Here is a 14,756-nt window from a genome sequence, read left to right on the forward strand (position 1 = left end):
TGTTTTAGGGGGGCCCTGTTGCCGAGACCGCACACGTCCCGCCTTTCGCATCTCGCCTCGGTTGCCAACGAACCGCCGTTCACCCACTATCCGCTCCGACTCGACATTTGGGGGGATCGATGCCGCCGTTCCGTTTCAAGAAGACCTTGGCTGCTGCGATCACGGGGATCGCCCTGGCCGTCCTGATCCACCCGGGTGAAGGCTTTGCCTACTCCCAGGAGGAGCAGCAGGCCTGCACCCCCGATGCGATGCGGCTGTGCGGCGAGTTCGTACCGAACGTCGACGCCATCACCGCCTGCATGATCCAGAAGAAGTCGCAGCTCTCGCCGCAGTGCCGGGTGTTCTTCCGCCCGGGGCCGGAGCCGGGCATGGCGGCCGCACCCCGCGCCGGCAAGCCGACCAGCATCGCGCCCAAAACCTCGAAGAAGAGCACGAAGACGGCCAAGAAGAAGAAATCCAGCGAAGGCTGACCGCGGGCACCGCGTTCCCTTTCTGAAACTCGATCATGCCCCGGGCCAAAGCGCGCAGTGCGTTTGAGGTCCCGGGCATTTGCGTGTCCGGCCCTCGTTCGCTCGCCCCTTGAGTCAAACTGACCCAGGCATCAGCCCCACACCAGCCACCGGACTCGTTTTGTTCGCCTCTGCGTGCGGACGCTTGCGACCAGGCGGGATGGAAACAGGCCGCGAAACGGATTGCCCGGCGAGGTTGCATTCCATTTTTTCCCGCCGCACTGCTCAAAAAACGCACGATTGCCGGCGTGAGGCCGTCGTCGCACGCAGCAGTGTGACTCAAAAGCCAACGCGCTTTGTTATTTCATGGCGCCGACATAACTTATGATAAATTTTTCTTTCCCGAATCACCGCGGTGATTCATTTTCGCCGCCTGGGGTCAATCTGGAGGCAGAGGTATGAACGTTATTGTTTTTGCATCGCGTAAAGGTGGCTCAGGCAAGAGTACGCTGGCCGCGCATCTCGCCGCGCAGATCAAGGCGACCAAGCCGATCTTGCTCGTCGATGCGGATCCGCAAGGCTCGCTCACGCTGTGGCACAAGCTGCGTGGCACCAACGAGCCGCCGATCAAGTCCGCGGTGAACTCGGTCAGCGGCATCGTCTCCGCTGCCAAGCGCGACGGTTATGAATGGGTGTTGATCGACACGCCGCCGAACCTGTCGGCCGTCGTCGACGACGCCATCCGCAACGCCACCATGGTGGTGATTCCCGCCCGTCCCGGCGTCTTCGACGTCAACGCGGTGCAGGAAACCATCCAGATGTGCCGTGCGGCGCGCAAGCCCTACGCGGTCGTGCTCAACGGTGCGCCGGCGCGCCGCGACGAGTCCGAAAGCCCGATCGTCACCATCGCCCGCGAGGCGCTGGCGAAATTCCGTGCTCCGGTGTGGGGCGGCCAGATCACCAACCGTTCGGATCTGCTGATGGCGCTGAGCCACGGCGAGGGCGCGCGGGAATATCAGGCCGAGAGCCGCGCGGCGCAGGAAATCGCAAGGCTGTGGGCGGCAATCGAGCGTTCGGTAAAGGCTATTCGCGGCACGGCGTCGGCTTCCGGCGCAATGCACAAGCAGGCGGCATAATTTTTCATAAATCATTCCCCGGACGAAAAACGCGCGGACATCCGCGCGTTTTGCGTTTTTGGAGATTGCTATGGAAGCTAGGCCACCATCAGCATGTAGAACACGATCACCGGCGACAGAGTGAGGATCACCGACCAGATGCCGGCGGCCCAGAGAATGTCCTCGGTGGTGAAGCCCTGCTCTCCAGCGTCGTAATGCGACGCCATTTTGTTATGATGATTCACAAACGCCCCCGCGATTTCTTCGCTTATGGGCATGAACGCTACATGGGATGTTTTAAAAATCCCGGTCGCAGTTTCGCGCGCTTTCGAACACAGGTGCTACCACGGGTTAACCATCCAGACCTGCGCTGGCATCACGCCAGCCAGACTCGAAACACCAGCACCGGCATCAGGCCGAGCATCACCGCCCAGAAGCCGAACGACGACACCACCAGAATTCCCCGCATTAAATCAGCCGACGCGAACATCTCTGCCGCCGTCGGGCGGATGCGTTGCCCCATGATGATTCCCCATTTGAAAAGACTTTGAATGAAGACGATAGGCGCGATTGCGTAAACGAGCCGTGGATGCGCCATGCGGCAGCAGCGAAGGCCGTTGGGGCGCGGTTAACCACGGGACACGCTCTCTCACTCCCTCTCCCCGTTCGTATGGGGAGAGGGTGGGGTGAGGGGCTATCAGCTACGCCGCGACTTGCATCCGCCGTTCGATCTCGCGGTCAAGCTGGACTGCGAGCTCGCTGCCGACCTCGACCATCGGCAGGCGCACTTCGGGGCTGTCGATCAGGCCCGTGCGCCACAGCCAGTATTTTGCCGGCGCTGGACTGGGCTCGGTGAACAACAGGCGCGTCAGGTCCGCGACCTCCTGCCAGCGCGCCAGCGCTGCATCGTGGTTGCCGCGCTTCAGCTCGGCATGGACAGCCGCAAACGTCGCGGTCTCGAGATGGGCTGACAGCACGATGCCGCCGTCGGCACCGTCGCTGAGGGCCTCGAAATAATTCGCATCCTCGCCGGTCAGCACGCGAAAGTCCGCAGGGCGGTCGCGCAGCAGCGCGATGGATTGCTCGCGGCTCGCGCCGCAATCCTTCAGGCCGATGATGTTCGGATGCCCGGCAAGCCGCAGCAGTGTCTGGTTGGTGATGTTGACCGAGGTGCGATAGGGGATGTTGTAGAGCGCGATCGGCCAGGCGGCGTGATCGGCGAGCGCCTCGAAATGCGCCAAGAGCCCGCGCTGCGACGGCCGCACATAATAGGGGCTCGCGATCAGATAACCGTCGATCGGCCAATCCGCGGTTTCGTCGAGACGCTCCTTCAGCCGCGAGGTGTCCGCGCCTGACAGTCCGAGGCAGATCGGAATCTTGCTGTGGCCGGTGGTCAGTTCGTCGCGCACGATAGCGACGAGGCGTTCGAGCTCGGCGTCGCGCAGCGTCATGCCTTCACCGGAGGTCGCCCCCAGGATGAAGCCGTCAACGGCCTGTCCGCTGTAATGCCGTGTCAGCCGCCGCAGCGACCTCTCGTCGAGAGCGCCGTCGCGAAACGGCGTTATCAGCGGCAGCCAGAGCCCGTGCAAATGTTCCTGTAGTCCGGTCATGTTCCACTCTCCTTCTCGGGAAAATCCTGAGACGAGGCACATGAAAAAACCCCGTCCAGGCGGCGGGGTTTTCGAAGTTCGGCTCGCGATGACGAAGGCTGTTAGCGCGCGCAAAAATCCGAGGTCCCCGAATGGGGGCCTCTTTTCGAGGCGACTGCCTGCGACGAGATTGCGCACGACTTCGTGATCATCTGCAAATGATGCGGGGTAAGCATGGAACTGTCAATACACGTGGAGGGCGAAGGCCGAATCCGCCAAAAAAAAGCCGGGCTCGATCGAGCCCGGCTTAAGGTATTGGCCACGTGAGGCCGACACAATCACCTTCCAAGAGGGATTACTGAACTCCCGCGCCACTGGAGGAGGGGGACAAATGCGCAACGCGAAGGCTCAGCGTAGAAACATTATGGGCTAGCCTCGCGCCCTGCATCAAGCGTCCAAGCCGCATGTCTGACATGCGGAAATCAGGACGGCCAGCGCTGCGCTTTGCTCACCACGAAGTCGCGGAACACTTGCACGCGCGCGACCGTCTTCAGCTCTTCCGGATAAACAAAATACGTATCGAGCTGGATCGAATCCGATTCGCCGAACAGCTGCACGAGGCGGCTCTGTTCTTCGATCAGATAGTCCGGCAGCGCGGCGATGCCGAGGCCCTGCTGACAGGCGCGGACGAGGCCAAGAATGTTGTTGACCCTGAAATAGGCTTCGCGCGGACCCGAGCCGTTGCGCCCCGCTTCGACCAGCCAGTTGCGGTTCTGAAGATGCGGCGCGAAGTTGCCGTCGGAGAGCGTGATGATGCGGTGGGAGTCGAGCTCCTCCAGCGTGCGCGGCGTCCCGAAGCGCTTGATGTAATCAGGCGAGCAATAAGCGTGGAAGCCCATCGCGAACAGCTTGCGCTGGATGAGATCCGGCTGCGTCGGCTTGCGGGTGCGGATCGCGACGTCGGCCTCCCGCATCGACAGGTCGAGCTCCTCGTCGGTGACGATCAGCGAGATCCGGATCTCCGGATAGAGCGCGGTGAATTCGCCGAGTCGCGGGATCAGCCAGTTGATGCCGACGCCGGGCGTGGTGGTGATCTTGAGATCCCCGCTCGGCCGCTCGCGGCTGTCGGTCAGTTTCGCGCGCGCCGCCTGCAGCTGCATGAACACGTCATGCGCGGTGCGGAACAAGAGGTCGCCCTGCTCGGTGAGGATCAGGCCGCGGGCGTGGCGGTGGAACAGCGAGACCGAGAGCTCCTGCTCCAGCGCCGAGACCTGGCGTGACACCGCCGATTGCGACAGGCCGAGCTGCTCGCCCGCGTGCGTGAAGCTGCCAGCTTCCGCCGCCGCGTGAAACACCTTCAGCTTGTCCCAGTCCATATCCGTAAATCCGTCGCGTGTGCGTGCCATGATGTCTATTCCGCTGCCGCGCGCTCGCTGGCGCGCAGGGCCAAAAATCGTTCCGCCTCGAGCGCCGCCATGCAGCCGAGGCCGGCCGCCGTGACCGCTTGACGATATGTCTCGTCGGCCACGTCGCCGGCGGCGAACAGGCCGGGGATCGAGGTGGCGGTCGAGTTCGGGGCGACCTCGACATAGCCCGACGGTTTCAGCTTGATCTGCCCGGCCACGAGCTCGGTCGCCGGGGCATGCCCGATGGCGATGAAGACGCCGTCGGTCGGCACGTCGGTCAACGCGCCGGTCTTGACGTTCTTCAGTCGCACATGAGTGACCTTGTTCGGGTTCTCGGTGCCGCAGATTTCGTCGACGGCCGAGTCCCAGACCACCTTGATCTTCGGGTGCTTGAACAGACGCTCCTGCAGGATGCGCTCGGCGCGGAAGTGATCGCGACGATGCACGATGGTGACCTGCGAGGCATGGTTGGTCAGGTACAGGGCTTCCTCGACCGCGGTATTGCCGCCGCCGACAACTACGACTTGCTTGTTGCGGTAGAAGAAGCCGTCACAGGTGGCACAGGCCGAGACGCCGCCGCCCTGGAATTTCGCTTCGGACGGCAGCCCGAGCCAGCGCGCCTGGGCGCCGGTGGCGAGGATCACGGTGTCGGCGAGATAGACGTCGCCGCTATCGCAGGTCAGGCGAAAGGGTCGCTGCGAGGTGTCGAGCTTCGTCACCAGATCGGTCTTGATCTGGGTGCCCACATGCAGTGCCTGCTTCTCCATCTGCTCCATCAGCCAAGGGCCCTGGATCACGTCGGCAAAGCCGGGATAGTTCTCGACGTCGGTGGTGATGGTGAGCTGGCCGCCTGCCTGGATGCCCTGGATCAGGATCGGCTCGAGCATCGCGCGCGCGGCGTAGATCGCCGCCGTGTAGCCGGCGGGGCCGGAGCCGATGATGACGACCTTTGCATGGACAGCGGCGGACATTTCGACGGATGCCTTTCACGGGGGACTGCAGCGCGGGCGCGGAACGTGCCGGGAGGCCTCGCGGAGGCGCTGAAATATCAGAGGTAATCTAAGCCTTCTGGTGAGCTATGCAAGAATTGCATTCCCTGTCGGCGGATTTTTCCAACAAGGAACAAAAGTCGATTGCGCTGCACGCGCAATAAAATTGCGCCAGTCATGCGGTCTGGGCTATGAGGATTGCGACAGACCCACCAATACCGCCGCAAATGCCAGGAGTTCCAATCACGTGTCGCGGAACCTAGACGAGATCGACCTGAAGATTCTCACCGAGATTCAGGCCGACGGTCGAATCACGAATGTCGAGCTGGCCAAGCGCGTCGGCATTTCGCCGCCGCCCTGCCTGCGCCGAGTCCGGGCGCTGGAGGAGGAGGGGTATATCCATGGCTATCGCGGGCTTCTGGACGCGCGCAAGCTCGGCTTCGACGTTACGGTGTTTGCCGCAGTGCATCTCTCCAGCCAGGCCGAGGCGGATTTGCGCGCCTTCGAGGAGTTCGTCCGCGCCGAGCCGCTGGTGCGCGAGTGCTGGATGCTGTCGGGCGAAGTCGATTTCATCCTGAAATGCGTCGCACCCGACATGGCTACCTTCCAGGATTTCGTCACCCATTTGACCGCCGCCCCACACGTCCGCAACGTGCGGACCTCGCTGGTGCTGCACAATTCGAAATACGAGGCGGCCGTGCCGCTGGACGTGAGGGGACGAAGGTAGCGCCTCCTCCGTCATTTCGAGCGGAGCGAAGCAATCGCTGCGCTCGCAATGACGAGGGGGAGGATCATCCCACCTCATTGCCAGCAACACACACACAACCAAAAGGCCGCGCGGTGCACGGCCTTTTTCAAATCACACGCGACGGCAAATCGCTACCGCCACTCCACCTTGGTGATCTCATAAGCCTTGGCGCCGCCGGGTGCGTTGACCTCGACGGTTGAGCCCTTCTTCTTGCCGATCAGCGCGCGCGCGAGCGGCGAGGTGATGGAGATGCGGCCCTTCTTGGCGTCGGCCTCGACCTCGCCGACGATCTGCCACACCGTCTTCTTTTCGGTGTCCTCGTCGACCAGTGTCACGGTGGCGCCGAACTTGATGGTGTCGCCGGACAGCTTCGAGATGTCGATGATGTCGGCGCGCGCCAGCTTGTCCTCGAGCTCGGCGATGCGGCCTTCATTGTGGGACTGCTCTTCCTTCGCGGCGTGGTATTCCGCGTTTTCCGACAGGTCTCCGTGCGAGCGCGCCTCGGCGATATGCTCGATGATCCGCGGACGGTCCTCCGACTGGCGCTTCTTCAGTTCTTCCCCGAGCGCTGCAAAGCCGCCCGCTGTCATCGGTACCTTTTCCATCTCTTCTCTCGTCCTTCGGTCGCGCGCGCCCTGACATGTCAGCGCGCACGCAACTTGATTCGTCAGTCTGTCCGGGGGCTCAACGCGCGTGCCGCCGAACGTTCATATGGGCTTGGCACCGGAACAGAACAACCATATGGCCGGACAGTTCCTCCGGCCATAGTGGCTTCATCGCCAATCACTTAGCGGAAGGTGGGGCCTTCCGCTCGCGATCAGGTTTCCGAAAAGTAGCTCTGCAGGGTCCGAACCTCAAGGTCCCCGCCCAGATAGGCGCGGATGCCCTGCGCGGCCGCCACGGCCCCGGAAAGAGTGGTGTAATACGGCACTTTATGCAAGAGGGCCGCGCGCCGCAGCGAACGGCTGTCGGCGAGCGCCTGCGGACCTTCGGTGGTGTTGAAGACGAGCTGGACGTCACCATTGGTGATGGCGTCGACGATGTGCGGCCGGCCCTCCAGCACCTTGTTCACCTTCTCGGTCGGGATGCCCTGGTCGGTCAGGAAGCGGGCCGTGCCCGACGTCGCCAGCACCTTGAAGCCGAGCGAATGCAGCTCGCGGACGGCCTCGGTGATGCGCGTCTTGTCGCTCTCGCGAACCGAGACGAACACCGTGCCCTTGCGCGGCACCCGCGTGCCGCCGCCGAGCTGGCTCTTGGCGAACGCCACCGCGAAGGAGCGGTCGATGCCCATGACCTCGCCGGTCGAGCGCATTTCGGGGCCGAGCACGGTATCGACCCCGGGGAAGCGGGCGAACGGAAACACCGATTCCTTCACGCCGACATGATCGAGGTTCGCCTTCTTCAGCTTGAAATCGGCAAGCTTCTCGCCGGCCATGACGCGCGCCGCTATCTTCGCGACAGGCGTGCCGACCACCTTGGCGACAAAGGGCACCGTGCGCGAGGCGCGCGGATTGACTTCGAGCACGTAGATCTCGCCGTCCTTGATGGCGTATTGCACATTCATCAGGCCGACGACGTCGAGGCCGAGCGCCAGCTCGCGGGTCTGCCGCTCCAGCTCCTCGATCATCTTGTCGTCCAGCGAGTGCGGAGGCAGCGAGCAGGCGCTGTCGCCGGAATGGATGCCGGCTTCCTCGATGTGCTCCATGATGCCGACGATGAAAGTGTCCTTGCCGTCGCAGAGGCAGTCGACGTCGATCTCGGTCGCATCGGACAGATAGCGGTCGAACAGCAGCGGGTTCTTGCCGAGCACGGTGTTGATCTGGCCGGTCTTGTCGTTCGGGTAGCGCGCCTTGACGTCCCCCGGCACCAGCTCCGGCAGCGTGCCGAGCAGGTAATCGCTGAGCTGGTTTTCCTCGCGGATGATTTGCATCGCGCGGCCGCCGAGCACGTAGGACGGGCGCACCACCAGCGGCAGGCCGAGATCGGTTGCGACCAGGCGCGCTTGCTCGACCGAATAGGCGATGCCGTTCTTGGGCTGCTTCAGCCGCAGCTTGTCGAGCACCCGCTTGAAGCGATCGCGGTCTTCCGCAAGGTCGATGGCGTCGGGCGAGGTGCCGAGGATCGGCACTTCGGCGGCTTCCAGCGCCCGCGCGAGCTTGAGCGGGGTCTGGCCGCCGAACTGCACGATCACGCCGTGCAGCGTGCCGTTGGTGCGTTCCTTCGCGATGATCTCCAGCACGTCCTCGGCGGTGAGCGGCTCGAAATAGAGCCGGTCCGCAGTGTCGTAGTCGGTCGACACCGTCTCGGGGTTGCAGTTGACCATGATGGATTCGTAGCCGGCGTCGTGCAGCGCGAAGCAGGCGTGACAGCAGCAATAGTCGAACTCGATGCCTTGGCCGATGCGGTTCGGGCCGCCGCCGAGGATGATGACCTTCTTCTTGTCGGACGGCGAGCTCTCGTCCGCAGGCGCGCCCGCGAACGGTGCCTCATAGGTCGAGTACATGTAGGCGGTGGGCGAAGCGAACTCGGCCGCGCAGGTGTCGATGCGTTTGTAGACCGGGCGAACGCCGAGCGCGTGGCGCTTCGCCGTGACCTCCGCCTCCGTCGTCTCCGCGATCACCGCGAGCCGGGCATCGGAGAAGCCCATGGCCTTGAGCGTGCGCATGCCGAAGGCGTTGCCCGGCAGGCCGTTCTTGCGGACCTTCGCTTCCATGTCGACGATGCCGCGCATCTCGCTGAGGAACCACGGATCGATCTTGCAGGAATTGAAGATCTCCTCGTCCGACCAGCCGAGCCGCATCGCCTGCGCGACCTGGAGCAGCCGGTTCGGCGTCGGCGTGCCGAGCGCAGCGCGGATCGCATTCTTGTCGTCGTCGCGACCGAGACCTTCGATCTCGATCTCGTCGAGGCCGGTGAGGCCGGTCTCGAGCCCGCGCAATGCCTTCTGAAGGCTTTCCTGGAAGGTGCGGCCGATCGCCATGACTTCGCCGACCGACTTCATCGACGTGGTCAGCGTGGTGGAGGCGCCGGGGAATTTCTCGAACGCGAAACGCGGCACCTTGGTGACGACATAGTCGATCGTCGGCTCGAACGAGGCCGGCGTGGCGCCGCCGGTGATGTCGTTGGCGATTTCGTCGAGCGTGTAGCCGACCGCAAGCTTGGCGGCGACCTTTGCGATCGGAAAGCCGGTGGCTTTCGAAGCCAGGGCGGAAGAGCGCGACACGCGCGGATTCATCTCGATGACGACCATGCGGCCGTCTTCGGGGTTGACGCCGAACTGCACGTTGGAGCCGCCGGTCTCGACGCCGATCTCGCGCAGCACCGCCAGCGAGGCGTCGCGCATGATCTGGTATTCCTTGTCGGTCAGCGTCAGCGCCGGCGCCACGGTAATGGAGTCGCCGGTGTGCACGCCCATCGGATCGAGGTTCTCGATCGAGCAGACGATGATGCAATTGTCTTTCTTGTCGCGCACCACCTCCATCTCGTACTCTTTCCAACCGAGCACGGATTCTTCGATCAGCACTTCGTTGGTGGGAGACGCATCCAGGCCGCGCTCGATGATGTCGAGGAACTCTTCCTTGTTGTAGGCAATGCCGCCGCCGGTGCCGCCCATGGTGAAGGAGGGGCGGATGATCGCGGGCAGGCCGATCTCGGACAGCGCCATCAGCGCCTGGCCGAGCGCATATTCTTGATAGCGCTTGCGGCGGTCGCTCTCGCCGAGCGTCCACTGCCGCTCGAGCTCTGCGAGCTCCGCGCCCGACGCCTTTGCGCGTTCGGCCTGGTACTTGTCGCGGAAGGCCTTCTTCAGGGCGGAGGCGTTGGCGAGCCGCGACTTCGGCGTCTCGAGCCCGATCTTGGTCATGGCCTCGCGGAACAACTGGCGGTCTTCGGCCTTGTCGATCGCGTCCGCGGTGGCGCCGATCATTTCGACGTCGAACTTTTCGAGCGTGCCTTGCTGGCGCAGCGACAGCGCGCAGTTCAGCGCGGTCTGTCCGCCCATGGTCGGCAGCAGCGCGAAGCCGCCCGGAATGACGTGACGTTCCTTCTCGATGATCTTTGCGACGATCTCGGGCGTGATCGGCTCGATATAGGTGGCATCGGCCAATTCCGGGTCGGTCATGATGGTGGCCGGATTGGAATTGACGAGGACGATGCGATAGCCCTCTTCCTTCAGCGTCTTCACCGCCTGGGTGCCCGAATAGTCGAACTCGCAGGCCTGGCCGATCACGATGGGACCGGCGCCGATGATCAGGATGGTGGTGATGTCTGTACGTTTGGGCATCAACTCTCGCCGAAGTGGAATTTGGGCACAAAAAAAGGGCGCGCCTGCTGCGCGTCCCTTTGGCCGAGAGCGCGGTGGTCCCCCCTCGCGCGCGGGGTGGGTCTTAGACCAGTTTTCGGGGCGGCGAAACCCCGAAAAACGCCCATCAACCGGCAATTTTGACCGGTTTTGGCCGGGCCTGCCAACCCCGAGCGAGATGCACCAGAACAGCCGCCGAAACGCTCAATCCGCCGACCCAGCCGAGATCGGCTGGGCTCCACGCCGCAAGCACGGCGCCGCCCAAGGCTCCGCCGATCGCAAAGCCGAGATACATGGCCGAGGCGTTGAGCGAGAGCGCGATCATCGAGGCCTGCGGCTCGATCCGGATGATGCTGGCGACCTGGGCCGGGTAGAACGCCCAGCCCGAGATGCCCCAGAGGAAGATCGCGCCCAGCACCGCATAATGCGCCTGTCCCGGCATCAGCTTCAGGACCAGCGAATGCAGGATCAGCGCGCTGGCCATGCCGGCAAGCCCGAGACCTGCCGTGGCGAGCGTGCCGAGCCGGTCGGCCAGGACGCCACCGAGCATGTTCCCGATCGCGGCGGCGCCGCCGAACACCAGCAGCGCGAGGCTGATCTGCGACGCATCGAATCCAAGGCCGCGCAGCGGGATCGCGAAATAGGTGAACACTGTGAAGCCGCCGAGCGCCCATAAGATCGTGATCAGAAGCGCGGTCAGGACATTGCGGTGACGCGCCACTGCCAGCCGATCGCCGAGCGAGGCCGTGTTGCGCGGCAGGCCGCGGGGCAGGCCGAGCAGCAGGCCGGCGAGCGCAACGGCGCCGATCAGCGCGACCATGGCAAAGGTCGCGCGCCAGCCGAGCAGGCTGCCGACGAGATTGCCGAGGGGAACGCCGATGACGGTCGCAACCGTGAGGCCGGAGGTGACGAGTGCCACCGCACGGCCGCGCCGCTCCGGCGCGGCGACGGCCACCGATACGGCCAGCGCGGTCGGCATGCACAGCCCGGAGCCCAGCGCCATCAGCATGCGCGAGGCAAGCAGCAGAGCGTAGTTGGAGGCCACCATCGCCGCGAGGTTTCCGGCGATGAAGGTCAATAGCGCCAGGGCCAGCACGGTGCGGCGGTCGATATTGTTCAGCGTCACCGCCAGGATCGGCGAGCCGACCGCATAGGTGAGCGCGTAGGCCGTGACCAACTGCCCGGCGGCGGGGACGGAAATCGCCAAGTCCGTTGCGATAGACGGCAAAAGCCCAGCAATGACAAAGCCTTCCGTGCCGATCGCAAAGGCCGCCAAGGCCAACCAGAACACGCTCATCCGAGAATTCCCTATGTTCAATGTTTATTGAACTATCGATGGGGCCGGGTCAGGAGTCAATTGGTTCAAGAACTATTGAACATCGAGGCCATTCCGCTATGATCTTCAGACCATGAGCCGCACCCCACCCCACCCCGCCCGCGAGCAGATCGAACTGCCGATGGTTCTGGATTGCCTGAGCGATCCGATCAGATTGGCGATCGTGTACCAGCTCGCGCAGCAGGAACGTGTCAGCGGCGAGCTGTGCTGCGGCGATTTCAACGGGCTCAGCGGCAAGTCGAATCTGGCCTATCACTTCGCCAAGCTACGCGAATGCGGCCTGATGCAGACCCGCGTGGCCGGCACCAACCGCTTCATGCGGCTGCGCCGTGAGGATCTGGACGCACGTTTTCCGGGCCTGCTCGATGCCGTCATCACCTCCGCCGCAAAGGATGCCGACCGGCTGCGGCTTGTGTCGGAATGTGAAGTGGTTGAGGCTGATTGAGGATTGAGCGGCCAGTCCGTCTACGCTTGCGCTTCGCTCCAGCTGCGCCGGACACGCTTCGCCCCTGCGGGTCTTGCGTGGCTGCGCCACGCGTAGCCCCGAAGGGGCGAAGCGTGGAGACCCGGCCTGGATTTGAACCAGGATAAAGAGCGATGCATCGCCCTCGCGTAGACACTTCCGCCACCGGGCCGCGGCGATCATTGCCGATCGGGGTGCGACAAGCCACCTCAGGCAGACGTTATGCTTAACGGATCCAGGGAGCTTACCGAACCCAGGAAGCTTACCGAACCAATGGCGGCCGCGCGACGAACGTCATGCGCCAGCTATTGTGGCCGATATTGCGGTGAGCGCGCTGGACCGCGAAGCCGGCTGCCTTCAGCTTGGCGGTGATCTCCTCCTCACTGTAGCGTTGCAGCCCGATGCGCGTGCGCAGCTGACGGTAATCTGACAGTGCGGTGCTGATCAGCCCGATCAGCGCATCTTTGAAAAAGCCGTGCCGCAGGCCGAAGCTGAGCAGCGCCGTGACGTCCCTGAGCATGCCGACATTGGGCTGGAGGACATCGCCCAGCACGAGCTTGCCCGCGGGCTTCAGGATACGGCGGAAGTTGAGGAGCGCGGCGTCGAGCTCGTCCGGCGTCATGTATTGCGCGACCGAGTTCATCACGACGAGATCGATCGACTGCTCCTGCATCTTGCGGACGTCGTCGAGCGAGCGGACGCGGATCTTCGTATTCGGGGCAAACCGCGCGATCAACCGCCCGCGCACGCCCGGCGCGGGCTCGGCCAGGATCAGCTGGGCGCAGGCCGCCGCGACCTGGCTCGCGGACAGCGCCTCGCCGCAGGCATAGTCGAGCACGGTCGCCTCGGCCGAAGAGATGTAGCCGATGATGTCCCGCGCGATGATCTGAAAGTGCAAGTCGCGATGCAACTTGCTGACATAGATCGTATGCGTCGAGTCGTAATAATCGATCCAATCGTCCATGGTCGTCGAGGGCCCCGGCCAAACGGTTCCGCTGAAGGAACCGGCGCTGCCCGCCTGCGTTAGGGGTGCGGCGGCGCGCCGTCAATGTCCGCGTCCTAACAGGAAGGTTTCCCGTGAGCAAAGCCCCACAAAAGGTCTCGCCCGACCTCGACACCCCCACCGATCTGTCGTCCCAGGCGGTCAGCAAGGTTTCGGAGGCACTCAACGTGCTCCTGGCCGACGCGTTCGCGCTGTATCTGAAGACCAAGAATTTCCACTGGCATATCAGCGGCCGGCATTTCCGCGACTATCATCTGCTGCTCGACGAGCAGTCGGACCAGATCTTCGCCACCACCGACCAGCTCGCCGAGCGCGTCCGCAAGATCGGCGGCACCACGCTGAAATCGATCGGCCAGGTCGCGAAACTCCAGACCATCAAGGACAACAACGAGGACTATGTCCCGCCGCGCGAGATGCTGCGCGAGCTGATGCAGGACAACAAGCATGTCGCCGCGGCAATGCGCAAGGCACACGAGGTCTGCGACGACGCCGGTGACGTCGCCAGCGCCAGCATCCTCGAGAACTTCATCGACGAGACCGAGCGCCGCACCTGGTTCCTGTTCGAAGCCACGAGACAGGAAGGCGGCAACGAGGCGTAAGGGCACGCTGGATTCCTTCCACGTCGTCGTCCCGGCGAAGGCCTGGCGAAGGCCGGGACCCATACCCCCAGGGAGAAGTTGTGGCGCGAGATGCGCAATAGCGAATCTTCGCCAAGCTACCTTTCGTGGCTATGGTCCCGGCCTTCGCCGGGACGACTGCGGAGTTTGTTGGAGGAGCGCCGCTAGTACCGCCACAACCGCATCAGCGCCCCATCCTTGCCCGTCACCGGATCGGCCGGCGGCAGCGCGACGTTAGGAATCGTCTTCAGCGCCTTGGCGTGGTTCTCCGGTGTTGCGCGGGTGATCTCCATCTTCGCGCCCGGCGGATAGGCGCCGATCACGCAGAAATCCGCGCTGGCCTTGATGCGTTGGTGACCTGTGCCGGCGGGCAGGATCGCGACGTCGCCGGCCTTGATCTCCAGCTCCTGGCCATGGTCGCCGCCGAAGCGAACGCGCGCGCTGCCACGCGCAACGCCGAGCACCTCATGCACCGTCGCGTGATAATGCAGATAATCGAAGACGCCATTGCGCCACGTGCCGCCCCAGCCGTTCGCTTCGAACAAGCGTTCGATCGTCTCTTCCGGCTGTCTGGAATCGAGCTTCACTGCGGCCTGGTAGACCAGGAAGGGGAGGATATTGTTCGGCACGAGCCCGTCATCCTCAAACACGATGGCGAGCGGCTCGGCATTGTCGCGGACGACGGACATAAGGGGCTCCTGCGTGACCGTAGCAGTGATCAACGATAGGAGTTGAGCGGCG

General features: G+C 63.8%; 15 protein-coding genes. 5 read left to right on the plus strand and 10 right to left on the minus strand.

The genetic code is table 11. From position 1 onward, the window contains the following. Positions 1-119 precede the first annotated feature (119 nt). Positions 120-470, plus strand: coding sequence for a hypothetical protein (locus AC0L2J_RS10590; RefSeq protein ID WP_473389156.1), 351 nt, complete (start codon positions 120-122; stop codon positions 468-470). 437 nt (positions 471-907) lie between these two features. Continuing rightward, positions 908-1,585 (plus strand): ParA family protein, encoded by a 678-nt coding sequence (locus AC0L2J_RS10595; protein ID WP_007596685.1) that lies wholly within the window; start codon positions 908-910, stop codon positions 1,583-1,585. A gap of 77 nt (positions 1,586-1,662) precedes the next feature. Here AC0L2J_RS10595 and AC0L2J_RS10600 read toward each other — a convergent pair whose 3' ends face one another. The 5 genes from AC0L2J_RS10600 to trxB all read right to left on the minus strand — a co-directional run bounded on the left by AC0L2J_RS10600 (position 1,663) and on the right by trxB (position 5,530). Continuing rightward, positions 1,663-1,842, minus strand: coding sequence for a hypothetical protein (locus AC0L2J_RS10600; protein ID WP_473389160.1), 180 nt, complete (start codon positions 1,840-1,842; stop codon positions 1,663-1,665). Between the two features lie 98 nt (positions 1,843-1,940). Next, positions 1,941-2,087 (minus strand): hypothetical protein, encoded by a 147-nt coding sequence (locus AC0L2J_RS10605; RefSeq protein WP_473389165.1) that lies wholly within the window; start codon positions 2,085-2,087, stop codon positions 1,941-1,943. A gap of 178 nt (positions 2,088-2,265) precedes the next feature. Continuing rightward, positions 2,266-3,174: a 4-hydroxy-tetrahydrodipicolinate synthase family protein gene (locus AC0L2J_RS10610; RefSeq protein WP_473389169.1), complete on the minus strand. Its 909-nt coding sequence runs from the start codon at positions 3,172-3,174 to the stop codon at positions 2,266-2,268. A 461-nt stretch (positions 3,175-3,635) separates the two neighbouring features. Further along, positions 3,636-4,559, minus strand: a complete 924-nt coding sequence (locus AC0L2J_RS10615; protein ID WP_007614700.1) for a LysR family transcriptional regulator — start codon at positions 4,557-4,559, stop codon at positions 3,636-3,638. Between the two features lie 5 nt (positions 4,560-4,564). Further along, on the minus strand, positions 4,565-5,530 hold the full coding sequence (gene trxB / locus AC0L2J_RS10620) for a thioredoxin-disulfide reductase (protein WP_473389173.1): 966 nt from the start codon (positions 5,528-5,530) through the stop codon (positions 4,565-4,567). 265 nt (positions 5,531-5,795) lie between these two features. On the opposite strand from trxB, the gene AC0L2J_RS10625 reads away from it, so the two are divergent. Continuing rightward, positions 5,796-6,275, plus strand: a complete 480-nt coding sequence (locus tag AC0L2J_RS10625) for an Lrp/AsnC family transcriptional regulator (protein WP_007596676.1) — start codon at positions 5,796-5,798, stop codon at positions 6,273-6,275. Between the two features lie 152 nt (positions 6,276-6,427). Here the strand turns inward: AC0L2J_RS10625 and greA are convergent, their stop codons facing one another. From greA to AC0L2J_RS10640, 3 genes are all read right to left on the minus strand, one after another. Further along, the gene (gene greA / locus AC0L2J_RS10630; RefSeq protein WP_007596674.1) at positions 6,428-6,901 is read right to left on the minus strand and encodes a transcription elongation factor GreA; all 474 of its coding nucleotides are present in this window, start codon (positions 6,899-6,901) and stop codon (positions 6,428-6,430) included. A gap of 212 nt (positions 6,902-7,113) precedes the next feature. Further along, a complete protein-coding gene (gene carB, locus AC0L2J_RS10635) occupies positions 7,114-10,578 on the minus strand; it encodes a carbamoyl-phosphate synthase large subunit (RefSeq protein WP_063993887.1) in 3,465 nt (1,154 codons plus the stop codon). Positions 10,579-10,723: 145 nt separating this feature from the next. Continuing rightward, on the minus strand, positions 10,724-11,893 hold the full coding sequence (locus AC0L2J_RS10640) for an MFS transporter (RefSeq protein WP_473389178.1): 1,170 nt from the start codon (positions 11,891-11,893) through the stop codon (positions 10,724-10,726). A gap of 112 nt (positions 11,894-12,005) precedes the next feature. On the opposite strand from AC0L2J_RS10640, the gene AC0L2J_RS10645 reads away from it, so the two are divergent. After that, positions 12,006-12,377, plus strand: coding sequence for an ArsR/SmtB family transcription factor (locus tag AC0L2J_RS10645; RefSeq protein ID WP_473389181.1), 372 nt, complete (start codon positions 12,006-12,008; stop codon positions 12,375-12,377). A gap of 280 nt (positions 12,378-12,657) precedes the next feature. On the opposite strand, the gene AC0L2J_RS10650 is transcribed toward AC0L2J_RS10645, so the two are convergent. Then, positions 12,658-13,359, minus strand: a complete 702-nt coding sequence (locus AC0L2J_RS10650; protein WP_473389185.1) for a class I SAM-dependent methyltransferase — start codon at positions 13,357-13,359, stop codon at positions 12,658-12,660. Between the two features lie 113 nt (positions 13,360-13,472). Here AC0L2J_RS10650 and AC0L2J_RS10655 point away from each other — a divergent pair, with 113 nt between their 5' ends. Continuing rightward, entirely contained in the window at positions 13,473-13,997 is a 525-nt protein-coding gene (locus AC0L2J_RS10655; protein WP_473389189.1) for a Dps family protein, read from the plus strand. A 182-nt stretch (positions 13,998-14,179) separates the two neighbouring features. On the opposite strand, the gene AC0L2J_RS10660 is transcribed toward AC0L2J_RS10655, so the two are convergent. Beyond that, positions 14,180-14,704, minus strand: a complete 525-nt coding sequence (locus tag AC0L2J_RS10660) for a hypothetical protein (RefSeq protein WP_473389193.1) — start codon at positions 14,702-14,704, stop codon at positions 14,180-14,182. Positions 14,705-14,756 lie beyond the last annotated feature (52 nt).

The sequence above is a fragment of the Bradyrhizobium sp. MV1.5 genome, assembly GCF_055807615.1.